Annotated in this window: 20 protein-coding genes; 15 read left to right on the forward strand and 5 right to left on the reverse strand. The window is 54.5% G+C overall.

The annotated features are described in order from the left end of the window. Nucleotides 1-65: 65 nt before the first annotated feature. Nucleotides 66-989, reverse strand: coding sequence for a MotA/TolQ/ExbB proton channel family protein (locus DTL42_RS12235; RefSeq protein ID WP_114369011.1), 924 nt, complete (start codon nucleotides 987-989; stop codon nucleotides 66-68). 29 nt (nucleotides 990-1018) lie between these two features. Continuing rightward, nucleotides 1019-4219 (reverse strand): tetratricopeptide repeat protein, encoded by a 3201-nt coding sequence (locus tag DTL42_RS12240; RefSeq protein ID WP_158545350.1) that lies wholly within the window; start codon nucleotides 4217-4219, stop codon nucleotides 1019-1021. Nucleotides 4220-4656: 437 nt separating this feature from the next. On the opposite strand from DTL42_RS12240, the gene DTL42_RS12245 reads away from it, so the two are divergent. From DTL42_RS12245 to DTL42_RS12255, 3 genes are all read left to right on the forward strand, one after another. Continuing rightward, nucleotides 4657-5637: an NAD-dependent epimerase/dehydratase family protein gene (locus tag DTL42_RS12245; RefSeq protein ID WP_114369013.1), complete on the forward strand. Its 981-nt coding sequence runs from the start codon at nucleotides 4657-4659 to the stop codon at nucleotides 5635-5637. Nucleotides 5638-6001: 364 nt separating this feature from the next. Continuing rightward, entirely contained in the window at nucleotides 6002-7573 is a 1572-nt protein-coding gene (locus tag DTL42_RS12250) for a PulJ/GspJ family protein (RefSeq protein WP_114369014.1), read from the forward strand. Between the two features lie 77 nt (nucleotides 7574-7650). Further along, a complete protein-coding gene (locus DTL42_RS12255; RefSeq protein WP_114369015.1) occupies nucleotides 7651-8049 on the forward strand; it encodes a hypothetical protein in 399 nt (132 codons plus the stop codon). On the opposite strand, the gene DTL42_RS12260 is transcribed toward DTL42_RS12255, so the two are convergent. After that, nucleotides 8003-9919 carry a cation:proton antiporter gene (locus DTL42_RS12260; protein ID WP_114369016.1) on the reverse strand — a complete coding sequence of 639 codons (1917 nt, stop codon included), beginning with the start codon at nucleotides 9917-9919 and terminating at the stop codon, nucleotides 8003-8005. The genes DTL42_RS12255 and DTL42_RS12260 overlap by 47 nt on opposite strands. Nucleotides 9920-10105: 186 nt before the next feature. Between DTL42_RS12260 and DTL42_RS12265 the strand changes: the two genes are divergently transcribed. After that, entirely contained in the window at nucleotides 10106-11329 is a 1224-nt protein-coding gene (locus DTL42_RS12265; RefSeq protein ID WP_114369017.1) for a 3-keto-disaccharide hydrolase, read from the forward strand. Between the two features lie 24 nt (nucleotides 11330-11353). Here DTL42_RS12265 and ispH read toward each other — a convergent pair whose 3' ends face one another. After that, nucleotides 11354-12292 carry a 4-hydroxy-3-methylbut-2-enyl diphosphate reductase gene (gene ispH, locus DTL42_RS12270; RefSeq protein ID WP_114369018.1) on the reverse strand — a complete coding sequence of 313 codons (939 nt, stop codon included), beginning with the start codon at nucleotides 12290-12292 and terminating at the stop codon, nucleotides 11354-11356. 253 nt (nucleotides 12293-12545) lie between these two features. On the opposite strand from ispH, the gene hpnC reads away from it, so the two are divergent. From hpnC to DTL42_RS12290, 4 genes are all read left to right on the forward strand, one after another. After that, entirely contained in the window at nucleotides 12546-13496 is a 951-nt protein-coding gene (hpnC, locus tag DTL42_RS12275; protein ID WP_114369019.1) for a squalene synthase HpnC, read from the forward strand. Continuing rightward, nucleotides 13493-14380 carry a phytoene/squalene synthase family protein gene (locus tag DTL42_RS12280; protein WP_114369020.1) on the forward strand — a complete coding sequence of 296 codons (888 nt, stop codon included), beginning with the start codon at nucleotides 13493-13495 and terminating at the stop codon, nucleotides 14378-14380. Before hpnC ends, DTL42_RS12280 begins: the two co-directional genes overlap by 4 nt. After that, nucleotides 14377-15807, forward strand: coding sequence for a hydroxysqualene dehydroxylase HpnE (gene hpnE, locus DTL42_RS12285; RefSeq protein WP_114369021.1), 1431 nt, complete (start codon nucleotides 14377-14379; stop codon nucleotides 15805-15807). The genes DTL42_RS12280 and hpnE overlap by 4 nt, the downstream gene beginning before the upstream one ends. Nucleotides 15808-15890: 83 nt before the next feature. Then, complete coding sequence (locus DTL42_RS12290; RefSeq protein WP_114369022.1) at nucleotides 15891-16289, forward strand: hypothetical protein; 399 nt, start codon at nucleotides 15891-15893, stop codon at nucleotides 16287-16289. A gap of 13 nt (nucleotides 16290-16302) precedes the next feature. Here the strand turns inward: DTL42_RS12290 and DTL42_RS12295 are convergent, their stop codons facing one another. Next, nucleotides 16303-17175 carry a hypothetical protein gene (locus DTL42_RS12295; protein WP_114369023.1) on the reverse strand — a complete coding sequence of 291 codons (873 nt, stop codon included), beginning with the start codon at nucleotides 17173-17175 and terminating at the stop codon, nucleotides 16303-16305. Between the two features lie 182 nt (nucleotides 17176-17357). Here DTL42_RS12295 and mnmG point away from each other — a divergent pair, with 182 nt between their 5' ends. The 7 genes from mnmG to DTL42_RS12330 all read left to right on the forward strand — a co-directional run bounded on the left by mnmG (nucleotide 17358) and on the right by DTL42_RS12330 (nucleotide 25280). Then, nucleotides 17358-19196 carry a tRNA uridine-5-carboxymethylaminomethyl(34) synthesis enzyme MnmG gene (mnmG, locus tag DTL42_RS12300; protein WP_114369024.1) on the forward strand — a complete coding sequence of 613 codons (1839 nt, stop codon included), beginning with the start codon at nucleotides 17358-17360 and terminating at the stop codon, nucleotides 19194-19196. A gap of 428 nt (nucleotides 19197-19624) precedes the next feature. Next, the gene (locus DTL42_RS12305; RefSeq protein WP_105350268.1) at nucleotides 19625-20203 is read left to right on the forward strand and encodes a response regulator; all 579 of its coding nucleotides are present in this window, start codon (nucleotides 19625-19627) and stop codon (nucleotides 20201-20203) included. Between the two features lie 305 nt (nucleotides 20204-20508). Beyond that, on the forward strand, nucleotides 20509-21081 hold the full coding sequence (locus tag DTL42_RS12310; protein WP_114369025.1) for a hypothetical protein: 573 nt from the start codon (nucleotides 20509-20511) through the stop codon (nucleotides 21079-21081). A 94-nt stretch (nucleotides 21082-21175) separates the two neighbouring features. Beyond that, nucleotides 21176-21907: a sensor histidine kinase gene (locus DTL42_RS12315; RefSeq protein WP_114369026.1), complete on the forward strand. Its 732-nt coding sequence runs from the start codon at nucleotides 21176-21178 to the stop codon at nucleotides 21905-21907. Between the two features lie 20 nt (nucleotides 21908-21927). Next, the gene (locus DTL42_RS12320; RefSeq protein WP_114369027.1) at nucleotides 21928-23622 is read left to right on the forward strand and encodes a Na+/H+ antiporter NhaC family protein; all 1695 of its coding nucleotides are present in this window, start codon (nucleotides 21928-21930) and stop codon (nucleotides 23620-23622) included. Between the two features lie 310 nt (nucleotides 23623-23932). Continuing rightward, on the forward strand, nucleotides 23933-24784 hold the full coding sequence (locus DTL42_RS12325) for a hypothetical protein (RefSeq protein WP_147274260.1): 852 nt from the start codon (nucleotides 23933-23935) through the stop codon (nucleotides 24782-24784). Nucleotides 24785-24956: 172 nt separating this feature from the next. Next, complete coding sequence (locus DTL42_RS12330; RefSeq protein WP_114369029.1) at nucleotides 24957-25280, forward strand: hypothetical protein; 324 nt, start codon at nucleotides 24957-24959, stop codon at nucleotides 25278-25280. Nucleotides 25281-25323 lie beyond the last annotated feature (43 nt).

A 25323-nucleotide genomic window follows, 5' to 3' on the forward strand; every position in this document is an offset into this window, starting at 1 on the left:
TTGCTGTGTGGGTTAGTAAGGACTTCGTCGTCAGCGGGTTACGCCCCTTAGGGCAAGACCAAGCATCACGGGCCGTCGATCGCCGCATCTCGGCCAGGCTTGCTAGGAGGAACCATCGTGGTGAACGAGGTTGTCGAAGGGTTTTCATACGTCCGATGCTTGGCACGCACTTTCCCTTCGTAGTGTTCAAACCCAGGAATCAAGTCGAACAAAATCTCATCCATCTCATGGAAGAGCGATATAATTCGGCTTTCAAAATACTGCGCCACAATCATCGCCGGGATGGCGATTACCAGCCCGCCCAATGTTGTCACCAAGGCCACAAAAATACCACCCGCTAGTTGATCGGCTCGGTCGGCACCGATCTCTAGTTGCGTGGTTTTGTAAAACGTCCAGATGATCCCCCACACGGTTCCCATCAGTCCGAGAAGCGGGGCCACGCTCCCCATCAACGAGATCCAACGGACGTTGCTGTACAATCGGTCCGCTTCTCGCTCGGTCGCTTCCGCCACGGCGTGCTCGACTTCCGACTGGGGGCGACCAATTCGCAGGAGCATTGCTTTCACCACGTTGGCCAACGCCGAAGGATACTGTTTGCAAAGCTTGTAGGCTTCGCGGGGGTCGAGCCCCTTTTCACTCAAACGAAGTTGCGACAACTCGCGGCGTAACCGGTAAGGAATGATCCGCGACTTACGAAGAGCAAACCACCGCTCTAACGTCAACGCTACCACAATCACCGAGATGACTCCCAGGGGAATCATCATCTGGCCACCCCGCAGCACAAGACTTACTAGCGTGAGCGATTCCTTATCGTTAAGCCGCTGCTCGATGAGGGCTGGCTTCTCTTCTTCCACCGGCTGACCTGGCGCCGGTTCTTCAGTCTGGCCCCACAGCGGTGCGTTAATTGCGAGGCATAGCAACAGCACTCCATATACCACGCCCCAGCTTCGCAGGTAGCGTTGATAACCAAGTTGGTCGATATCATTCATGGCGAAGATCGTTTCTTAAGCATCTTGCGTTAAAGTTGAGCCAAAGCATCCAGCCGAGTCTGAGCGAGTTTCGCTTCCGGTGAATCGGGATAACGTTCGCCCACCAGCTGATAAAACTTTTTGGCTTCGGCGATGAACTCCGTTCGCTTCGCCGCATCGGCACCTCGAATCTGTACTTCGCTGCAGCGGCCAATCTCATAGGCACACTTCGCTTGCCATGGCTTCACACTCTCTAACGAATCTTCGCCACCATAGCCATAGACGACTCGTTTAAACTGGCCGATAGCCTCGTCGTACTTCTTTTGCTCGAAATAGATTTCACCAAGCATAAAGCGAGCCCGAGCCCCAGCCAGGCCACGCGATTCGTCCGCCGCTTGGTCGAAATAACGAATCGCCTCTGGCGTGTTCTGCTGGTTATAGTTAGCCCAGCCAAGTTCGTAATAGGTTTCGCCAACCAAAGGAGAACTGGGTACCTGTTCGATCAATTGAGTGTACCATTTCTTTGCCTCGTCCCACTGTTTCTGCTGGCTGGCCGCTTGCCCGGCATGCAGCCACAACAGCGAACGCATTTCGTCGCTTGAGAGACGATTGAAATCGGCGCGTCGATACGATTCGAGGGCCTTATCGAACTGCTTCTCTTTAAAGAAACACTCTCCCTGCATGAACACAGCATCGGAGGCGAGTGGTCCGTTGGGGTACTTGGTAATCTGCTCGCCAAAGTCTTTTAAAGCGGCTTGCGTTTTGTCTTGCTGATATAAGGACCAAGCTTGTTTGTAGATCGCCTTTTCGCCGATCTCCTCACTTTTGGCCTGAGCGGCTGCTTTAGCGTACCACGTTTCTGCGTTGGCGAAGTCTTCCTTGGCATACATCGATTCCCCCACGTGGTACATCGCTTCTGCCGCCAAGCCACTTTCAGGGTGCGTCTGGGCTAAGCTTTGGAACGTGGTTGCCGCCTTGTCGTCTTTTCCTTGCGACCTCTGTGTCCAAGCCAATTCGTACAAGACTTTGTCATCGCTGACGAAACCGGGGTTCTGCTGATGCAGGGCAGCAAAAACCTTTTCTGCCTCGGCAGGGTTCTTACTGTCGACCAGGCTGACTCCCTTGAGATATTCGGCTTCCAATTTCTGCGTTGGATTGTTGCTCTTAGCAATTACGAAATTCAAATCTTGGATCGCCTCAGGATATTTACCCATCTCCCGCCGCGCGATCGCCCGACCGGTATACGCATCGATCGCCAGTTCGTGCTGGCCAAACTGACCGATCAACCGCGAAAACGCCAGGTCTGCCTTGGCGGCATCCGGCAGCTTTAAATAAGCCCAAGCTTGTCCGTACAACGCATGCGGCACGAACGTTGACTGAGGCGAATTCACCAGCACTTGCTGGTAGGCGTTCGCCGACTCGCTGAATTGATTGGCAGCAAATAAAAACTCACCTAGACGAAATTGCACCTGATCGAGAATCTGACTGGCAGGATAAGCGGAAACAATACCGCGTGCCTCTTCAATGGCCTGCGCGACCTGGCCACGTTGGCTCAGCGTGCGTGCAAGCATCAAGCGAGCCTCGTCGGCTTGTGGCCATGTTTTCGAGGCCTTTACAGAAGCTTCGAGGGCCTGCTGGGCTTTCTCGAACTGGTTCAACTGAAACGCACTGGCCCCTAACAAGTAGTTGGCCTGGGCTAGTAGATCTGGGTCTTTCAAGTTCACCAGTAACTTGCCCACCGTCTTTTCTACCTCGGCGTATTTGTTTTGCAGGTACTGGGAAAGGGCCAATCGCAATTGCCAGCGTGCCGACTCGGGGCGATCTTTGCCTTCGGCCAACAAGGTCTGCAGCGATTGCTCTGCCTCAGCGAACTTATCGGTTTGCAATTTGGCTTCTGCCCCCACGTACATGGCATCTAGCTTCGCTTCGTCCTGTGGGTACTTCTGAGCGAACTCGTCGGCCAGGGAAGAAGCCCGGGCGAAATCGCGGGTTTCGAGCGCAGCAAATGCCGCGTTGTAGAGGGCCTGAGGAGCTTCAGGCGTATCGGCGTGCTCTTTGACAATGCGCTGGTAAAGTCCAATCGCTTCCTGTCGACGGTTGGGCTGCTCGTAAACGGCGTCGGCTAAGTCCATTTTCAAGGCAGCCAGGAACTCGCTGCCTTGTGCTTTGGGCAGGATCGCTTTGACCAACGCTTCGGCCTCTTGCGGTTTCCCCTGCTGCAAGTAAACCCGCGCTAGCCAATGCCCGGCTTCCACTTCGTAGGGGCCTCCTTGGCGACCGGCAGAAACCAACCAGTTGGCGGCATCGTTTAGCTTGCCGGCCCGGTAGTAGCATCGTCCGGCCAGCATCGTGGCTTCTGGGGCGTAGCTCGACTTGGGGTACTCTCGCGGAATCCGAGCATACGCGTTGCCGGCCTGAACCAGATTGTCGCGCTGCAAAGCACAAAAGGCGAGCCGGTAAATCGCATGATCGGCGAGTTCAAAACCAGGCTTACCGGCCGCTTGCTGAAACAACTTTTCTGCCGCCTCCAGTTGATTTTGCTGCAGCAGCGTCTCTCCTTTCCGCATGGCAACTTCCGTCGCCAGGGGATTATCAGCGTACTTGGCCAGAAACTGATCGAACGTCTGCTGAGCTTCTGCGTATTTCTTCAGTTCCTCTTGTGTCACTCCTTTGGCGTAGATCGCATCCGAGGCCAAGGGGCTTTGCGGATATTTGTTGGCCAACTGTTCGTACACGCCAATCGCGGCTTCCTGCTGTCCGTTCATGTACAACGACTCGGCCAGGAAGTAATAAGCTTGGTCGGCATACTTGGTTTGCGGATACTCTTTCAGCAACGTCGTAAATCGCTGCGCTGCTTCTCCATACTTGGCCGTGTTGCCACTTTGAGCCCAGGCATAGTTGGCGGATGCCAGATTGAGCATGGCCTCTTCGCGAAAGTCGGCATCGGGATACTTTTTGAGAACGGTTTCGAAGTTGGTCGTCGCATCGACAAACTTTTTGAGCTGCAATTGGCAGACGGCCAAGTAGTTCTGGGCTTTGGCGGCGAGAGGGTCGCGGGGAAACTTCTCGATAAACTTCTTCCATTCGTCCGCAGCCAAATCGAACTCGCCTGCGTTTTGATAGTTGACCACGTCTGAAAAGAAGAGAGCTGCCTCGCGCGACGACTCCTGAGCTGTTGCCGATCCGACGAAAATCAGGAGAAAAATGGCCGGCAGCCAAGGAAAGAAGGACGCTGACCGAGATACCACCATTCTCTCTCGCTCGCTTTTTCGCCAGAGTCGGAGAGGACTGGAATAGAGAGACTGCATCAAGCAACGTTCCTCGTTCAATAGTTCAGCGGAAAGCACCCATCGAATTCAGCGTGGACAGCCGCAAAAAGGAATGCGGCCAAACGGCATGCGTCTATCTTATTGTGACGGAAATACCACGAAGTTTCATTATTCTGCCTTGAGAATCCTTTTCTAGAGCTATTTTTTCGTGTCGGAAAGGACTTTGCCGCAGATTTATCCGCATTGTCGATCATGATAGAGACGATGACCGATATGCAGGGCCAACATCCGTTAGGATGACTAGCTGTCGCGCAAAACCGGACATTCTTAGGCAAAGCCCGTTGTTCGCCTAATCACTACGAATCCACTTCCGTGAAGGATCGCTCCTCGCGGGTTCCTGAGCAAAACAAGTACTTGCCATGGCAACATCTCTGATCACCGGCGGGGCCGGGTTTATCGGCTCGCATCTCTCGGAAGCATTGCTGAAGACCGGCAATCAGGTCATTGTGGTCGATGACGAGTCGACCGGCACCCAAAAGAACATCGAGCCGCTGCTCTCCGATCCGAACTTCCGTTTCATTCATGGTACGGTGAGTGATCGAGACCTTGTGCGTGACTTGGTCAACGAGGCTGACGAGGTTTACCACTTGGCCGCCGCCGTCGGGGTCGCCCTGATCAATCAGGAACCGATTCAGACCATCGAACGCAATATCTACCCCACCGAGCTGCTCCTGGCAGAGGTGCAGCGCCGTAACGCCGAAGGCCATAACGTGCGGCTGTTCTTGGCCAGTACTTCCGAGGTATACGGCAAAAACCCGAAGGCGACTTGGACCGAAGAGGATGATCTCGTTTTTGGCTCAACCACTCGCCCACGCTGGGCTTACGGTGCCTCGAAAGCGATCGACGAGTTCCTGGCCTTGGCGTATTGGCATCAAAATAAGACCCCCATCGTCATCGGACGCTTCTTCAATGTGGTAGGCCCCCGTCAGACGGGTGCCTATGGCATGGTCCTTCCCCGCTTTGTCGACGCCGCCCTGGCCGGCAAGTCGCCGCTGGTTCATCACGATGGCAGCCAAATCCGCTGCTTTGCCCACGTGGCCGATGTGGTCGAAGCGGTTATCAAGCTCATGCGAACCGATGCCGCCCTCGGTCAGGTCTTCAACATCGGAAGCAATCGTCCGGTGACCATCCTAGAACTGGCCCAAATGGTGATCAGTAAGGCCAACCCAGGTCTTGAGGTCCAGTTTCAAACGTACGAAGAAGCTTACAGCGCGAATTTTGAAGATATCCTCCGCCGTGTGCCTGACTTAACGAAGCTAAGCCAGTGCATCGACTTTACCCCCAAATTCACCCTGGAAGACATCGTCGACGACGTGATCGCGGACAAAAAGCAGGCCTAGCGTCGCAGCCTATCCAAGCAACAAAACACCCCTTAAGAGGGGCCACTGCTCTGCAAATTGCTTGACGGAAAGGCAGATTGGCGGTGGAATGTTTGGATGGGGCACAATATACTTAAACGTCTGGAATTGCTTATTGAAGACCGTCCTGCTTATCGATTTGGGCGACCGGCAAAAGCCCTGAAATTCGTCGATAGCATGCGTAGATATCAATAGTTTCCAGCATTCTTAGCCAGCTAATCAACACGCAACTTATCTTTCATAGCTCGCCAGGCTGCCCCATCGGCTCAGCGAGAAAAGGGACTTTGGTTCTTCGTGCGGGCATTTTGCACGCTGGCCGAGGTAACACCAACAGGACGCAGAACGTATGTGGAACATTCACACACCGCACTTCGCTCGTCGAGCGCGCGGTTTGACGCTCGTCGAAATGTTGATGGCGACCGCACTAAGCTTGATCATGTTTGCCGCTGTGGCTCAGATTTTCGGCATGATGGGTAGTGCGATGCGCGATGCCCGCGCCACGATCGAACTTTCGGGCAATCTCCGCAGCGTCGCCAATCAACTGCAAACCGACCTGAACAACGTCACCGTCGACGTGCTGCCGTGGGTCCAGCCAGGCAGCAACCAAGGCTATTTCGAGATCATCGAAGGCCCCGATCGCGATGTCGATTTCGCGGCGTTCGATATTATCGGCGACGATCCAACCGTGACGACCGATCCCCATAACGGTGCGATGGGAGGAGACGCCGACGATATCCTGTGCTTCACCGCCTACAGCAAAGACGAACCGTTTGTTGGGTTGATTTATGGCGATTTGGTTCCCAACACCAATTCTAATTTTCCCTACAAATATTCGGTCGATCGATCGAGCGGTAATTTCTCGGTCATCACTTCGCAATATGCCGAAATCGTCTACTTCACCAAGCTAACCCCAGCAGACGATCGAAACCTGGAAGAGTGGTCCACGACGGATTACCGGGACGCTAACGAAACGGTTACCCTATATCGCCGTGCCTTCTTGATTCGCCCTGATATTTACCTGGGCAACGCAACAATGACGCCTCCCGCCACACCATCATTGTCGGACGCGGAGATGCGGAATTACTACGACCTTTCGATCTATGCGACCAGCACGAATCAGTGGTTTACTAATTCTCTAGAAGACCTGCAAAGCCGTGAACGGCGCATCGCTCATTTTCTGGCGACTGCTTCCAGAAGCTTCCCAGACACGCTCAACCCAGCCAATTTGCTGTCCTTTGAACAATTGAACAGCACAATCGGTGCTTCGAACTTGCGGGACCGTACCGGCGAGGATGTCATCCTCTCTAAAACGCTGGCGTTCGACGTCAAAGTCTTCGACCCAGGTGCCGTCATTCGCCAGGAAGCCAGTGGGACCATCGCCGGACAGCCGGGTGATTTCTATTATCCTGGGTCTTCCGATACCAACGTCTACGAAGCCTACACGGCAGCGACTTCAATGACCGGGGCTTTTGTCGATTTGAACTGGACCGCTGGCGGACGCTACTCATCCATCCCAGGCTCTCCTTTATTTTCCGGAGCCGCCAATACAAAGTCTGGCTTGCAGTCCGTTCTCGCGAGTAAATTTGGGCAATTCAACCAAATGCCGTCCATGCTAAGACAGCCTGGGAATAACGGGGTTAATACACAAAACTCAAACCTTCCTTACGCCTATTACGACACCTGGCCGCTGCTGTACGAATCGGATGGCCTCAACCAAGATGGTGACGGCGTTACTGACGAAGGAACCAACGGGTTTGATGACAACAGCAATAATATTGTCGATGAAATGGATGAATACGAAACGTCCCCTCCCTATCCAGTTCCCCTGCGTGGGATCTCGGTTACGATACGGGCCATTGAAGAGGGGACGCGGCAGGTTCGGCAAGACACCATCATGGCCGACTTTTTGCCAGACTAACTTGTTCGCGGCAACATTGTTTTCTTAATAGCAGATGGCGGGCACGTTTCGCAAAGCGTGTCCGCTTTTTTTTACTTATGACCAACCACCATACGATTCGCCTGAACGGCCCCTGGGAAATGATTGCTGGCCTATCCGACGAGCCGCAACGTGTGAAGTTGCCCCAAGGTTGGCCTGACATCGTTTCCGCCTCGCACGCAGGGCCCGTGATGCTGCAACGCTGGTTCCACCGCCCGACCGGCATCGACGACGGCTCGCGTGTGGAACTAATCTTGATCGACCTGCCCTTCTCCGGCAGTGCTTCGGTAAACGACACAAGCCTGGGCCCGTTCCCAGCTCAGCAGGAACATGCCATCCATCTAGGCGAGCACCTCACGCAGCGATGCTGCTTGACCCTTTCGGTCGAACGGCTGGCCGATTTGGGCAACGCTATTCCAGTTCCGCAGATTTCGCTGGCGATTCATCCGCCGGATTAGCGTCCTGGGTGTTTTCCTCGGCTGCCCCATTCGCAGGCTTCCGAGGAGGCTCGGGGCGAGAGTCGATCAGAGCGATAATCGTTTGCCCCGCCTTAGGAACAAAGCTGTCATCCGCCGTCACAATCCGCAAACGATTTTCCGCCACCACAAAAAGCAGCGTGGCCGATTCGCCGTGGGTCTGCTGAAAATCGTGGTAGGTGAATTCATCGGTAATGGTGGTCTTTTTAAACTGTGCCCCAGCCGTGACGCGGCGTGCGATTTTGTAGAAATCGAGACCATGCCCAAAGATGACACGACCTCGTAGATGATCTGAAACCGATTGCCGTTTACCTGAGCCAGAATCCCAGGGGCTCAACTGGTAAACCTCTTTGCGACCGAACAGATGCGTGAACTCCATACAGGCCAGCGAGTTGACCTCGTCGTTTGGCGTAGCGGCTAGAAGTCGGCCAATACCACCTAAGTTCAATTCTTCGCTGACATAGTCCGACAAGATACTGGCACACTGGGCGGAAAGCCCCTGCATTCGTGCTGCGGTAATATTGCGGAAGTTGGTATCGACCAGCACCACATGAAACCCGGCATTCTTGATTAGTACGGCCAAATCTCGGATCCAACGATCGGCACCGGCAATCAGCACCCCTTGAGGCGACGGACTGGAAAGCCCCAACCAGCGCGCCGCTGGAGATGCCGTCAGGCCATAAAAAGTCACCGTGCCGACAATCACCAGAAAGACAACCGGCACGACTAACGAGCCTTCCGAGGTGCCCCCAATTTCGATCAACCCGAGCGTCTCAGCGTTGTGGGCCAACTCGAAAGAAAAGATCGAACCGACCGCCGCCGCCACGATTCCGCGCGGTGCCATAAAGCAGAGAAACGTTTTCTCGCGCCAATTCAAGCTGCTACCGATCGTCGATAAAAAGACCGAAGCTGGCCGCACGACCACAATCAGAAAGGCAACAAACAACAGACCTTGCCAGCCGACTTGCACCAAATTATCGACCGGCACGCGGGCCGCCAGCACGATGAACAAGCATGAAATCAGCAGGACTCGTAAGTTCTCTTTGAACTCAAAAATATGCCGCACGGGGATTTGCTTTTGATTGGCCATCAACAAACCCAGCACGGTAACCGTCAACAACCCTGATTCGGATTGAATGTAGTTCGAGACGGCAAACACCGTCAGCAATACGGCTAGAATGAACGCGTTGTGTAGAAAGTCGGGCACCCAATAGCTTTTTAGCGAAAAAACCATCAAGTAGGCGGTCACCCCACCCAACACCACGCCGACGAGAACCGTCATGCCAATCGACCACAAAGGAGAGACCCAGGTCGCCCCTTCGCCCGATTTCATGATGAACTCAAATACGAGAACGGCCAGGACCGCCCCAATCGGGTCGATCACGATTCCTTCCCACTTCGCCAACGAACCGATCTTCCGCGCGGGGCGAATATGACTTAACAGCGGCCCCACGACCGTTGGCCCGGTAACCACCACAATCGCTCCCACCACCGTGGCAATCGCGGGAGAAAATCCCACCACATAGTGGGCAGCCAAGGACGCTAAGCCCCACACCACCAGCGCACCAACGGTGACAAGGCCACCCAAAGCGGGTCCGACCTCGCGCAGTTCGTTGAAGCGCAGGCTCATCCCACCTTCAAACAAGATGACGGCGACCGATAAAGAAACAATCGGGAAAAGCACTTGCCGTCCGATGATTTCATCGGGGCTTTGCGGCAGCAAACCTGCCAAAAAGCCAAAAGCCAATAGCAGCAAGATCGAGGGAAGGTGGAGACGCCAAGCAAGCCACTGGGCAGTAATCCCCAGAGCCAAAATCCCGGCAAAGTAAATCAGATATAGATTCTCTTCCACGACATACGTCTCCCGACCGTCGGAGCAAGATGGGCGCCGACTTCCCCATGGATCATTAACCTACCTTACGCTACCCCAAGAGCAAACCCCGCAGATCTTCCCAAACCCTAATGATTTCCTTAGGTTAGAGAGATATCCCTATCGCCCCGCTAAGGTCCTTTCATTTCTCGCCAGGAACTTCGTCAAATGCCGCTTAATCGCTGCCAACCTAACTTAAAGCTGCTTGCCGCGACGATCTTGCTGATTGTTTTCACGGCTGCTTCACTGACGACACCAGCTCACGGCCAAGATACGCCAGGGCTTACTGAGCAGGAAATCGAAGACGGCTGGATCTCGCTGTTCGATGGCAAAACGTTGTTTGGCTGGCGTCCGATGTCCCAGACCGACTGGAAAGTAGTCGACGGCACCATCGAAGCGATCTCCGGCGAAATCGGCATCCTGTGTACCACGACACAGTTCGCCGACTATATCTTGCGTGTTGATTTTCAAGCAGACGAAAACACGAACAGTGGTATCTTTCTGCGGACTTCACCCAACCCCAAAAGCCCGAACTACGATTGCTACGAACTGAATATTGCCCCCCCCTCGAATGCCTATCCAACCGGCAGTTTTGTCAGTCGCGAGAAAGTCACCCCAGAGTGCAAGCCAGGCGAGTGGCATACGTTTGAGATTCGCTGCCAAGGCCCCGTCATCGAAGTGAAACTCGATGGCGAGGTCGTAACCACGCTGCAAGATAAAGATTACCTCGGCAAAGGTTTCATTGGTTTGCAACATAACGGCGGCAAAATCCGCTTCCGTAATATCAGCCTAAAACCACTTGGGCTGAAGTCGATTTTCAACGGCAAAGACCTGACCGGCTGGAAGACCTACCCCGACATGGAAACCGAGTTCACCGTAACCGAAGAAGGCGAAATCCACGCCAAGAATGGTCCTGGGCAACTCGAAACCGAACAGGCCTACGCCAATTTCGTGCTACAAATGCAGGCCAAAACCAACGCCGAGAACTTGAACTCTGGCGTCTTCTTTCGCTGCATTCCGGGGGACAAGATGATGGGCTACGAAAGCCAGATTCATAACGGAATTGAAGCAGAAGATCCAACCAAGCCGCTCGATTCCGGTACCGGCGCGATCTTTCGTCGCACGGTCGCTCGTCGTGTGGTCAGCCAAGATAACCAGTGGCTCATCAAGACCCTGATTGCCGAAGGGGCGCATATCTCGGTGTGGGTCAACGGCTACCAAGTCACCGATTGGACCGACCAGCGTAAGCCCAACGAAAATCCACGACGCGGTCTACGTTTGGAAGCTGGCACCATCATGCTGCAGGGGCACGACCCAACCACGGATGTCTCGTTCCGTGATTTTCACATTCAAGAGATTCCAGAACGCTGGCCGGTGAAGCGAACCCAATAAGCATTGGGCTCGCGAGACCAGCGATCAAGTAATGCTAACCAACTTGCGCAGCTCTTTCGGAAGAGGAAAATGAACTTCCTCTTCACGGATCGCGCGGACTTCAATGGTGGCATTAAACCGCTCGACCAGGTAGTCGAGACATTCTTCCACAACTACTTCGGGGGCACTGGCGCCGGCGGTCACCAAGACGGTTTCAATTCCCTGGAACCATTCTGGGACGATATCTTTTGCCCCGTCCACCAAATAACCTGGGGTGCCAGATTCTTTGGCCAATTCCTTCAACCGTTGGCTGTTCGAGCTATTTTGGCTGCCGAGTACGAGCACTAGTTGGGCTTCGCTGCCTAAAATTCGCACGGCTTCCTGGCGATTTTGGGTCGCATAGCAAATATCGGCCTTCGGTGGGCCTTTGATCTCTGGGAAGCGGCTCTTTAGGCGATTGATGATTCGCGTGGCATCATCCACCGAAAGGGTGGTTTGCGTCAGATAAGCGAGTTTGTCAGGTTCGGCAATTTCTAGTTTATCGACATCCTCTTCTGTCTCGACCAAAACGATCGCTTCGGGGGCTTCCCCCATGGTGCCGATCACTTCGTCGTGCCCTTCATGCCCAATCAGGCAGATCGTGTATCCTAGTTTGGCAAACTTAATCGCTTCCAGGTGTACCTTGGTCACCAGCGGGCAAGTTGCGTCGATTGCCGTCAGATTCCGAGCTTTGGCCGCTTGGCGAATCTCTGGCGAGACTCCGTGGGCACTAAACAGCAGAATCGATTCGGGAGGAACTTCCTGCAAATCATCCACGAAAACCGCCCCCTTCTTCTTGAAGGTCTCGACGACGTACTTATTGTGGACAATCTCGTGATAGACGTAGACTGGGGCCCCGAACGACTTAATCGCCAGATCGAGGCACTCGATCGCCATGTTAACACCGGCGCAGAACCCGCGTGGGCTTGCTAGAATCACTTTCATTGGGTTGGAACCTCCCTCTATGCTTTGTATCTTACCGCAACCCCTGGCAAGGGCATAGAGCAGCGTTAGCTCCCTTAACAAGTGGTAGATTTCCTACGTCGAGAGCGAGTTATTGCCGATCCGAGAAATTCAACCGGCTGCTAACCTATGCCGATCGAGCAATCGGACTTTCCCTCGGCTCGAAATTCCGCACAATTTGCAGTTTGCGAAACCTTTTGCCGTCGTAACCGTAAACCAACCCTCCGGATAACGCGTGACACCTTTTCAATATCAACTGGCGAACTTCGGACCGAAAGCCAGTTGGCAAACTCCCAGCACAAGCGATGCCTACGCGTATTGCCAAGATCTTACGGCTGCGACCTACGAAAACTTTTCGGTCATCAGTTGGTTTCTTCCCACGGAACTCCATCCCCACTTCGCGGCGATTTACTCGTATTGCCGCTGGGCCGACAACCTAGCCGACGAAGCGGCCAGCGATGCGGAAGGGCTGACCTTGCTAGCGTGGTGGGAAGAGCAGCTCGAATCGTGCTTTCAGCAAGATGCCCATCATCCGGTGTTTGTGGCGCTCAAACGAACAATTCACGAATTTAAAATCCCGATTACCCCGCTCCGCAATCTGCTGATCGCTTTTCGCCAGGATCAAACCAAAAAACGTTACGCCACCTACCGCGAACTGCTTGCTTATTGCCGCAACTCAGCCGATCCGGTAGGCAGATTGGTCTTGTACCTGGGACGCTGTTATTCGCCTGAGGCGGTCGTCTATTCCGATCGGGTTTCAACCGGCTTGCAACTGGCCAATTTCTGGCAAGACTTGCGACGCGACTACGACATGGGGCGGGTTTATATTCCCGCAGAAGACTTCCAACAGTTCGGCCTCTCGATCGAAGACATGCCGCACTGCACTCAGGAAGAATCTTTCCGCGAGTTGATCAAGTACGAAGTGCGCCGAGCCCAGCAGCTGCTGGATGCCGGCGAGCCAATCGTGGATTACTTTCCGTCGAAATTGAAAGTCGATATCGCCCTGTTTGTCCGCGGTGGGCAAACGATTTTGCAGCAAATTCGTCACCAAAACCACGACACCTGGCAGCGGCGCCCCAAAGTTAGCAAGCGAGCCAAGATGGGCCTGTTAATGAAAGCTTGGTGGGAGATTCACGTCCGAGGCAAGAAGTTTGGCATAGAAGTGATCGACGAGGCCTCCGCATGAATGACCGCCTCGCAGAAAGCTATGCCCAGTGCCAACAGTTCTCCCGCCAATCAGGCTCGAACTTCCTGATGTCGTTTTGGTTTCTGCCCCGGGAAAAACGGCGGGCCATGTTTGCCTTGTACGCCTTCTTCCGGCATACCGACGACCTGGCCGACGCGGAAGGAACCAATCAAGCTGCCGATCTAAAAAAGTGGCGCGACGACTTTCAAGCGGCATTGGCAGGTGATTTTCGCGATATCCGTTTGCCAGCGTTGGTCGATACGATTCAGCAATACGAGATTCCGGAACACTATTTTCTGGAATCGATCGCTGGTGTCGAAAGTGATTTAACGCGGTCCCGTTTCACCGATTTCGCTCAACTCGAACATTATTGTTATCAGGTCGCCTCCGCGATTGGCCTAACTTGCTTGCCGGTCTGGGGAATCAAACCTGACTTCAATCGCGAATCGGCCATCGCGGCTGGGGTGGCATTTCAGCTAACTAACATCCTCCGCGACATTCATGAGGATGGCCAGCGAGGACGAATCTATTTGCCGCTGGAAGATCTACGAAGATTCGAGGTCTCAGAGAAATCGTTGCTAAAGGGCGAAACGAGCAACGGTTTTGAAGGGCTACTGCGATTTGAAATCGAGCGTGCCGAGCAATTGTTTGACCAAGCCAAGCGACTCCGCGACGACCTTTATCCTGATGGTCGCCGAATCTACAACGCCATGACGCAGACCTACTACGATCTGCTCCAACAAATCTCGCGCGATCCGCATGCCGTGCTTCATCGCAAGATCCAGGTTGGATCGTGGCGAAAAATAAAGTTGCTGGCCTCGCTGGCGATGTCCCAGTTTGCGTTTCGCTCGCGTGAACCGATCGTCATGGAGGCCCGCTCGTGAACGCCAAGGAAATGCGTGGCCAGCGAATTGCAATTGTTGGAGGCGGCTTGGCCGGCATTGCCGCTGCGGAAGCGTTGTCACGATTTCCGTTTGAGATTCATTTATTCGAAGCGAAACGTTCCCTGGGCGGGCGTGCAGGTGCCTTTCGCGAACCAGACCGCCCCTCCTTGATCGATCGTTGCCAACACGTAGCGATGGGCTGCTGCACAAATTTTCTCGGGCTTTGCCAACGGCTCGACCTGAAAAATTGCTTTCGCCGTGACACCAAACTGCACTTCATCGACCGCGACGGCAAGCTTTATCCGTTCACATCCAATAAGTGGTTGCCTGCTCCGCTGCATTTGGCTGGTGCGTTTCAGCGCCAGAAGTATCTCTCCACAGCAGACCAACAACACATCCGCGCAGCCCTCTGGGAGATGGCCCCTCCGAAAGCGGCTCAGACCTATGCCAGTTACAAGATGCGTGACTGGCTGCTTGAGAAACAACAAAGCGAGACCGCCATTGCCCAGTTCTGGGAGATCGTCCTGGTGAGCGCCCTTGGTGCGCCGCTAAGTGAAGTCTCGTTTACGGCCGCCCGAAAAGTATTTGTCGATGGCTTTCTCCGCAATCGTCAGGCTTACCAGGTTTATGTGCCGACGCTTCCGCTGCAGGATATCTTCGACGTCCAGGCCGCTCAACGACTAGGGGAAAAGGGGGTCCACTTCCATCGCCAGTCCCCAGTGCGGCAAGTTGCTTACTTCAATTCCCGCTTTAATGTGCGGTACGGTCAGGGAGCAGAAAAGACTTTCGAGAACTTCATCGCCGCGATTCCGTGGCATCAATCTCCGAAGATCTTTTCTCCGATTCTGAAGAACCTGATGCCGAAACTCGACAAGGTGGACGAGATTGAATCGTCACCGATTTCCAGCGTTCACCTATGGCTCGACCGACCTTTGACCAAGCTCCCACATGCGGTCTTGCTTGATCGCACGAGCCAGTGGGTTTTTAACCATGGCTCGCGTCTATTACGTGACACGACTTGCTACTACTACCAGGTCGTCATCAGTGCTTCGCAAGCCTTGGCGGGCCTGAAGCACGAAGACCTGGCTCGTCAGGTGTTTGGCGAACTGGTAAGTGCCTTCGGTGCGAATCCGGCACCTTACCTACTCGACCAACAAGTAGTTACCGAAAAACAAGCGGTTTTCGCAGCAACGCCCGACCTGGAAGGCCTGCGTCCCAATCAAGGAACCATCTTGCCTGGTTTGGCCTTGGCTGGCGATTGGACCAAAACCGGCTGGCCTTCTACCATGGAAGGAGCAGTCCGCAGCGGATACCTAGCGGCGGAAGCAATCTTGCGCAAATATGGCTACCACGACCCTGTTGGCGACCCAGACTTGCCGGTAGCGTTGATTTCGAAGTGGCTCTGGGGACTGGGAAAAGAAGAATAGAAAAGCGAGTTAACCTGTCCGCAAGGTTGCGGTTTTCACTGATCAATAAGTCATTCCGCCCCGGAACACGGAGAGGATCCGCCATGCCAGCCGCCCGATACTTTTTAGCCTTTGTAGGGATTTGCTATCTGACCTTGGGGGTGTGGTGTGCCTCGGCCCCTGCCCAGACCTCGAAATCAGTCGGTTTCGATTTGCAAAAAGGAAGTGGTCAGTCCGAGTTCTTCACCGTTTACGGCGGCGTTGAGTTCGCTTGGGGACTCATCTTCCTCATGCCGCTTTTGTGGAGCGAGTTTACCAAACCGCTGCTGATTGCCTGTGTCCTGATTCACGGCCTGTCGGTTGTCTTCCGCGCGATCAGCCTCGTTCTGTTCAGTGGCATGGGGACTACAACTTACGTGTTGGCTGGCGTTGAATGGGCCATTTTTCTCGCCTCGGCGGGGCTGCTGCTCTTTCAAACCCCAGGGAAAGCGAACCTGAACTAGGCACTTTCAGAGCCTAGTCTTCCCGCATGGCGACCTCAAGCTGCGGGATAACCCCACAAAGAAAACCGGCCAACTTATCGCTCGCCTTGTTGGCCATCGCGTTTAAGTTCCACATATCCTTGATGCTGCCAGGTCGGTTGAAGATCGTGGCAGCGGCGGCCCCGATCATGCCGGAGGTTGTCCTCTGGCTCATCATCTTCTCTAGGTCTTTGGGAAGCGGTTGATCAACCGCGTCGGAGATGATCCGGACCGAGATCAGCGTCCTATCTTTTTCACGACAGGCCTGGGCGACCGCTAAGGTCTCCATATCAACCGCCACGGCGGCGTGTGCCTCGCCCAAAGCTCGCTTCTCTTCCACATCGCCAATAATGCGATCAACCGTAAGCAACGTCCCGACTGCCAAGCCTGGTGTGGCGGCGATCTGCTGCTCGGTCAGATTAAGGGGAATTTCAACCAGCGATCCTTCCTTGTCGACAACCCGGTTGGGCATAACCACGTGCCCCCGCTTCAATTCTGGCACCAAACCACCGGCGAACCCCGCCGAGACAACCCACTTAGGGGCAATGATGTCCAATGCATCGCGGGTCGCCGCAGCAGCCGCTTTCCTCCCAACCCCGGTTTCAAGTACCCCTACCACGCGGTCTCCGAGCTTGCCAACGGTGACGTTGCGTCCTTCCATTTTCACCGTCGCCACGGACTGCAGCCGCTCTTTAAAGCCCGCCGATTCGACACCTAATGCGAACAGCACCACAACTTCAGGCTTGGGAACATCTTCCGGGGCGACATCTGCGTTGGCTTGGCCTGAAATCTGCTGCGAAACCATGTCACGCACGACACTTTGGCCTTGCTGTTGCAGGAAGTTGGAAACGAGATAGCGTAAGAGCATAGGGACTTTCGAGGGTCAGAGAACCACCAGCGGACTTTGAGAAAGGGACAAAACGCCCCTATTCTCGCACTGAAAACGACCGCAGATTGCTGAAAACCGGGTTGGAGCCCTTCGCGATCCATCCGAGCGGGCTCTACAATACAAGCTTCGCTCATAAAGCAGGTAGATTGCAAGGTGATTGAATGTCGGAGATTCGTTATCAGTACGACGTTGTAGTAGTCGGGGCGGGGCACGCGGGGACCGAGGCGGCCTTGGCAGCGGCACGTTTGGGCGCCAAAACGGCTCTCCTGACGACTAATCTCGATACGGTAGCACAAATGAGCTGCAACCCAGCCATCGGCGGCATCGCCAAAGGACAAATTGTCCGCGAAATCGATGCCCTGGGGGGGGCCATGGGGCAAGCGATCGACGCGACCGGAATCCAATTCCGCCTGCTCAATCGCCGTAAAGGCCCGGCGATGCATAGCCCGCGAGCCCAAGCCGACAAGAAAGCTTACCAGTGGTGGGTTAAGCTGGCGGTTGAAGATCAGCCGAATCTCGACCTGCGGCAGGAAATCGTCAGCGATCTACTTACGGAAGAAGTGGACGGTAAGAAACGAATCATCGGAGTAAGCGTTCATGGTGGGGTTGTCTTCGCGGCCAGCCGCGTCGTATTAACGACCGGCACCTTTCTTTCCGCGGTTATGCATGTGGGCGAAACCAAGACGCCTGGCGGACGAGGTGGTGAAGGAACTTCTAGCGGAATCAGCAGCGCCCTCCATCGCTTGGGCTTTCGGCTCGATCGCTTCAAGACCGGCACGCCAGCCCGCTTAAATTACAACTCGATCGACTTCACCAAGACGGAACTCCAGCCAGGGGACGAGGATCCGCAGCCGTTCTCGTTCCTGACGGAGAAGCTTTCTGGCGAGCAAATGCCGTGTCATATCACGCATACGAACCAGAAAGTTCACGACCTGATCCGAGCCAATCTACACCGGGCACCGATGTACAGCGGCGAGATCGAATCGCGTGGGCCACGGTATTGCCCCAGCATTGAAGACAAAGTTGTCCGCTTTGCCGATAAGGATGGACACCAATTATTCCTAGAGCCGGAAGGGCACAACACCCGGGAAGTCTACGTGAACGGCATCTCGACAAGCTTGCCTCGCGATGTTCAGGACGAGATGTTCAAGCTGATCCCTGGGCTCGAAAACGCTCAGATCATGCGTTATGGGTACGCCGTAGAGTACGACTACTGCCCGCCCGATCAACTCTGGCCATCGCTGCAAACCAAGGAAGTCACCGGCCTTTATTTTGCGGGCCAAATCAACGGCACCACCGGCTATGAAGAAGCGGGTGCCCAAGGATTAATGGCCGGGATCAACGCGGCCCTGGAAGGGCGTGGCGAAGAGCCGCTGATCCTGGGCCGTGATCAGGCGTACATCGGTGTGCTGATCGACGACTTGGTAACGTGCGGCGTTGATGAACCCTACCGCATGTTCACCAGCCGAGCCGAACATCGCTTGATGCTACGGCAAGACAACGCCGACCGGCGTTTAACGCCCCTGGCTCAACAACGCGGCTTAATCACGTCCGAGCGATGGCAGACCTATGCTGCCAAAGTCGAACAAATTGACTCCGCCATGGCCACGCTGACAACTACCCGTCACCAAGGGACTTTACTGTCCGACCTGGTACGGCGTCCCGATTCCGATTGGGAGCAAATCTGTGAACTAGCCCCTTCGCTGCGAGAAATCTCCCCTGAAGTTGCTCTCCAGGTAACCTACGATCTGCGTTACGAAGGATACATTGCCCGGCAGCAGGTCGAAGTGGAACGGCAAAAGCGTCTTTCGCACAAACGAATTCCAGAATCGTTTGATTTTACGCGGCTTAATCAAATGAGAAACGAAGCCCGCGAGAAGCTGGTCCGAGTTCGTCCTACCACGGTTGCCCAAGCCGAGCGAATTAGCGGAATTACCCCAGCTGACATTGCCCTTCTGTTGGTTTATCTCGATGGCAGGATGGCCCCTAAATCCTCCTAAGTTGGGGATATTGGCGGGGTTGCTATCAGTAGCTTGGCAGCACTTTCAGCAGTTTTTTCATCTGCTGTCACTCTTGTATTTTGGTCTGTTGTGATTAGGCAAAATATTTGCCAACGATCCACTTTATATCGCAACGTGTTGCCTTTACTCAACTTACGCATTCCACATCAATCTTGACGTGGCAATTTGGGACGATATAATTCCGGCATCTGGCAAATTCGGTAAATAGGGCATATCCGGATGATGAGCGGAAATGCTTGGTTTACTGAGGGGTGGAACAATTACACACCTTCCAGAGTTTTAGGGTTTTAAACGGGATGTACCCGTTTGACACGGATGCGCAGAGCGCGAGGATGCTCAAGACGTGCGGCCTCCAACCTCACTTATCGCATTGGTTGGCAAACACGCTAGGGATAGGATGACAGCACATGAAAACAGTCTTTACGACCGGTGAAGCGGCGAAGATCTGCAAGGTCAGCCAACAAACGATCATTCGTTGCTTCGATTCAGGGCAATTGAAAGGATTTCGCGTCCCAGGAAGCCGGTTTCGACGTATCCCGCGCGACCAGCTCTACAACTTTATGCGTGAAAATGGCATTCCGACCGACGCCCTCGAAAGTGGCAAGCGGAAGGCCCTGATCGTGGACGACGACGTCGATCTCGTGGAACTGCTGGTTGATGCCTTTGAACGGGATGGCCGTTTTGAACTGCGCACCGCCAACAATGGTTTCGATGCTGGCATGCTGGTTAAAGAGTTCCATCCAGACATTGTCGTACTCGATATCATGCTGCCCGATATCAACGGTAAGGAAGTCTGCCAACGAGTGCGCATGGATAAGACGATGGAAGACGTCAAAATCTTGTGCATCTCCGGCATGATCGAACAGGACAAAGTTGCCGACTTGATGGCATGTGGCGCCAACGAGTTCATGCAGAAGCCGTTCTCGGTGGAAGCCCTCGTCGACAAGGCATGCAACATGCTCGACATGGAATCGGTAAATTCCTAACGAGCCTCCTTCCTGTTCCAACACTCCTACCTCTTCGCGCAGTTGCGGCGAATTCGCTGGCTGCGCTTCTCTTGGCGGCATGAGTTCCTTTTTTGGCTCTCATGCAGGTCCAATGCATTGGCAATATCAACCCACCAACCTCGGGTCGCGCGGTCTCTTGCGCATTCTGGAAAAGAAGGTTCTGATAGCACTTTTTCATTGACATGTGTTTATGAGACGATACCTTCGTTACTACCCCCCACACAACAGAGGGAAAACCTCATCTTACAATTAGGTATCGAAGTTCTCAGTCGGGCCCAATCGCCATGCGTATCAAGCTTTTACTTCTCATCGGTGGTATTTCCTGTTGCATCTTCGCCGCTGTCGAGTTTCGACTGTGGTCCCAAGGCACCAGCCAGCCAGAAACAATTACCCTAGCCGATCTCGGTTCGTCGGATTCTCTCTCAAACATCCATTTTGAAATCACCGACTTTACCGTCAACGACGACTACATTGTCGAACAGGATGAAAAGTCCGATAAGGTCCGGAAAGGCTGGTTCTTATTAGAAATTCCGGCGAACGACCCACTAGATCCTTTGAAATCAAACCCGACGGAGCGACCAGTTATCGCCCAAATTTCGGGTGACGAAGATCACATGGGCGAAGTCTTACGGAGCAATCAGTTGCGCGGTGTGATTACCAGTATCGGCTCTGGTCTCGATAAAGACGTCAAACAAAAGCTGGCCGCGTCGCTTCAGAAAGGATCGCTCGACGATGCGATCAAATTCGAGGTAGACCGTTCCTTTCCATCACTCATCTGGGTAATTCCTTTATTCCTGGGAGGTATCTTCTTGATCCTGGCGTTTCTCTACCTGACTTTCATTCGGCAATCTGCCTAAGCCGTTGGCAAGTAGGAATTTCTTGGCGAGAGGTTAAGATGGGGAGCCTATAGCGTCTTACCCTCTCTCGTTCCCTGGTCACAGCTTCCGTCGCATGGCATCCGATCCCCCTGATTCTTCCGCTTCTGGCTCGTCTGAGTCGCAGCGACTTCGCGATGAGAAACTGGCCAGTCTCAAGCGACTGGCTTACGGCGCCAGTCACGAAATCAACAACCCGCTGGCCAACATTGCCAGCCGTGCGCAAGCTTTGCTGGCCAGTGAAACGAACCCTGACCGACGGCACGAACTTGCCACGATCTACGCTCAGGCGATGCGGGGTTACGAGATGATTGCCGACTTGATGCTATTCGCCCGGCCACCGGTACCGCAGCCCAAGCCTTGTCGCTTGAGTGACATTGCCGCCGATACGATGCGACAAATGCTTCCTGCAGCCAGGCAGCAGCACACGGTTTTGAAGCTGACGGCTCCTGAGCATGAAATTGAACTCCACGCTGATGCCAATCAGTTGACTTTGGCCCTGTGTGCGCTGGTTCGCAATTCGCTGGAAGCACTCCAAAAGGGTGGACAAATCGTGATCACCTTGGCAGAGACCGATCAGTCCGCCATCATGTCTGTGCAAGACGATGGTCCTGGCATCCCGGCCGAAGCAATCGACGTGATCTTCGATCCCTTTCATAGTGGACGCGAAGCAGGTCGCGGACTTGGCTTCGGACTTACCAAGTGCTGGACCATCGCCCAAGCCCATGGCGGCAACGTCTACGTCGATTCAAGCGTTACCCCCTTGGCTAAGGTCGTCCTTGAGATTCCCCTTTCGCCGCACACCTAAGAGCATGAGATAAGTAACGGATGGATCACCACCCTTTTGGATGGCTCAGCCTTATTCCACCGTTGACGGCGATCGCTCTGGCCATCATCACTCGTCGCACGGTTCTCTCGCTTTTTGTGGGCATCCTGGTCGGTGGCATCATCCTGGCCGATGGCCATCCGCTTTCTGGCGGCTGGATTGCGGCGAAGGATTTTATCTGGGCAAAGTTCTGGGAAGACTCGAAGCAACAGGTCTTTGCCTTCACACTGCTGATTGGCGGAATGATTGGGCTGGTTTCTGAATCTGGCGGAATTCGTGGGCTGGTTAACTTGATTGTCCCCTGGGCCTATACTCGCGTGCGCGGCCAGGTCACCACCTGGCTGATGGGCCTCTTGATCTTTTTCGATGACTACGCCAACTCGCTTCTGCTTGGGGGCACCATGCGCGAGATCACTGATCGACTGAAGATCTCACGCGAGAAACTGTCCTACATCATCGATTCCACTGCGGCCCCTGTCTCTGGCCTAGCGTTGGTTTCTACCTGGGTAGCAGCTGAGATTGGCTACATTCAAGACGGTATCGATCAAATCACGTCGGCCACCAAACCAGAAGCATTCCAGCTCTTTCTGGAAAGCATCCCGTATCGCTTTTACAGTTGGTGGGCCTTACTGCTGGTCCCGATGGTCGCCTTATTGAAACGCGACTTCGGACCGATGCTGACCGCCGAAGTGAACATCCTGCGTGACACGGGGAACAAGTCCGATACCCCTGGCTCGAACAACCAGCACTCCCACGAGATGAACTGGATCGACCGATTCACCTCGTCTCTTTCCGACCGCTTTCAACTCAAGCCTGAGTCGCCCTTGACGTCCAACTGGGTGAACGCGGCGATTCCAGTCGGAACGCTGCTGCTGGTGGTCATCTTGGTGCTGTTTTATACCGGCTATCAGAAGGCCTCGCTCGACACCGAATCACCTTCGATTCTGCAAATTGCCGGGGCTGGCGAATCGAATTTAGCGCTGCTTTACGGATCCGGCATCAGCCTGATTGTGGCGTTCTTCTTGATCGCGCCACAGCGTCTGCTTTCTGGCAAACAACTCGGCTGGTCAATCTTGATGGGCATGAAGTCGATGGCTCCCGCGATCTTCATCCTGTGGTTTGCCGCCGCATTGTCGGCAGAAACGGCGAAGCCAAGCGAAAACGGTCTCGGAACGGCCGAATACCTGAAGACGATGATCAGCTCAAACCTTTCGGTCGAGATGCTCCCCAGTGCCACTTTCCTACTGGCCGCTGCGGTCGCGTTTTCGACCGGAACAAGCTGGGGAACAATGGGCATCCTAGCCCCGATTTCGATTTCGCTATCGCACAGCATGCTGGTCGCTGACGGAGGCGTGCTCGATCCGCATGACCCCATTTTACTGACCGTAGTGGGAAGCGTTTTGTCCGGCGCGATCTTTGGCGACCACTGCTCGCCGATTTCCGACACCACGATTCTTTCTTCGCAAAGCTGCGGCTGCAATCACGTGGCGCACGTCCGCACGCAAATGCCGTATGCGATTCTGGGGGCGATTGCGTCCGTCGTCGCTGGCACCCTGCCAATTGGCTTAGGCGTACCGGTTTTCGCGTGCCACATTTTGGGTATCGTTGTTTTGGTTGGCACGCTCTGGTTGGTCGGGCGCAATGCCGAAACGATCGCTGCGGAAACAGCCGAGCCCCTCGTCGAAGGTGACCAGTAGTTGCCCCAAACTGGTCGCCACGCTACCGGCAGCCGAACAAGCTTTCACCAGTTTTTTTGTAAGCATTACAAAGCTGCGACCTTGGCGTTAAGTGGCTCGCTGCTACCACTGCGCGGAAAGCTCTTCCCAATTGGCAGTCCTTAAGCCAACGCAACCTCTTTTCGTCAATCAAGTTGCGCGATTGTGATAGCTATGACGGCGTAAAGAGATCGTGGCTCTCTTTTGCTGCTTATTTGCCCTTCTGGCATATCACTTGCAAGATGAAGGTAGCTAGTTCCCCAGTCAACCAGCCTCAAAGAGGAGCAAGAATATGTTCAGGACGACCACGCTTACCGCCTGCGTAATGTTTGCGGCCCCGAGTTTTGTTTTCGCTCAACAACCCGTCTGGAATGCCACGAACAGCAACCAGTTCGATCCTCGGCCAATGACGCAAATGGCTGCCCCTCAAGATTGGAACGATCCCAACGCGATCGAGTTCTCCTCGACCCGTGGCACCGCCAATCGCGTGGGTGCAGTGCAGCGTACAACCGCAATGCAGCCGATTAGCACTACCCAACAGATCGCACAACAAACGGCTTCGCCCAACACGCGCAGCTATGCGAACCAGCCGGTGACTTCGCAGACACGCGTGTTTACCGAGACCGAAGTCGACGAAACGGTCACCCGCTATCCGTCTCAGCCACAAACGATTGTGTACGACAATCCTCAACCAATCGTGCAGCAACAAGTTCGCCGAGTTGAATACCCGGCCAACTACCAAACGCAAACGTCTTACTACGCGCAACCAGTTCAACAGCCAGGCACGTGGCACTCTGTAGGCGAAACGGTACAGCGGGTCGAGTACAACGCGCCGGTGACCTATTCGGCCCCCGTCGTCACGACGACCGGTACCCCGGTCACCGTTTATCGCCCGACCACCACCATTGCTTACAACAATCCGCCGGTAAATAGCGTTCCGGTAATGACGCCTCCCGTCGTTTCGCAGCCAGTTGTCGTCCCCAATGCCACGGTCTATCCGGTCGATCAAACGGCCTATCGCCCAGTGCTGCCGATCATTGGCATGAGTAACAACTCGTACGTCGGTCGCGGCCTGCTGGGTCAGCCAGAGGTTTACACCGAAGGCCAGCCGATCCGCAACGCCCTGCGATACATCTTTCCGTAACGCTCAGTTCCCAGGAGGGCAACGGAGGGTATTCCTTACGGGGAATGCCCTTTTTTTGTTTCTTGCCAGCGGAGGCAAGGCAAGTCCAAGCGAAGAGGCAATCGAATTGTTTGCGCAAGCCAAACCCAGGCGTACAATACCAAGGCCCCTGCTAACCTCTCTTGGCATCACCATGACCTCGCCTGACGATCCAGAGACCATCGACAAGTCGGTTCCCTACGAAACGCAGCATAGCAACCGAATTATCGGAATCGCCGCGATGTTTCTCGGCTTGGTAAACCTGGTACTGTTTGATCCCAACGAACTTGCCCGTCCCTGGGGCATCTGGCGCATCGCTGCCCGCATCGGCCTGGTGGTTAGCATGTTCTGCCTGGCCACGGTCAGCTTCGCGCCACGCGATTGGTCGTGGCGTCGATGGTTTGCCGTCGGGATTGTGCTAGGAGGCGTAACCTATCTGGCGGGCTTCTTTATTGCCGATGTGATAAGCCGATTGTGAAGGAACCAACAACAATCGCGGAAGGCCGCTTCGCATCTCCACC

It is taken from the genome of Bremerella cremea, from assembly GCF_003335505.1.
Taxonomy (GTDB): Bacteria; Planctomycetota; Planctomycetia; order Pirellulales; family Pirellulaceae; genus Bremerella; species Bremerella cremea_A.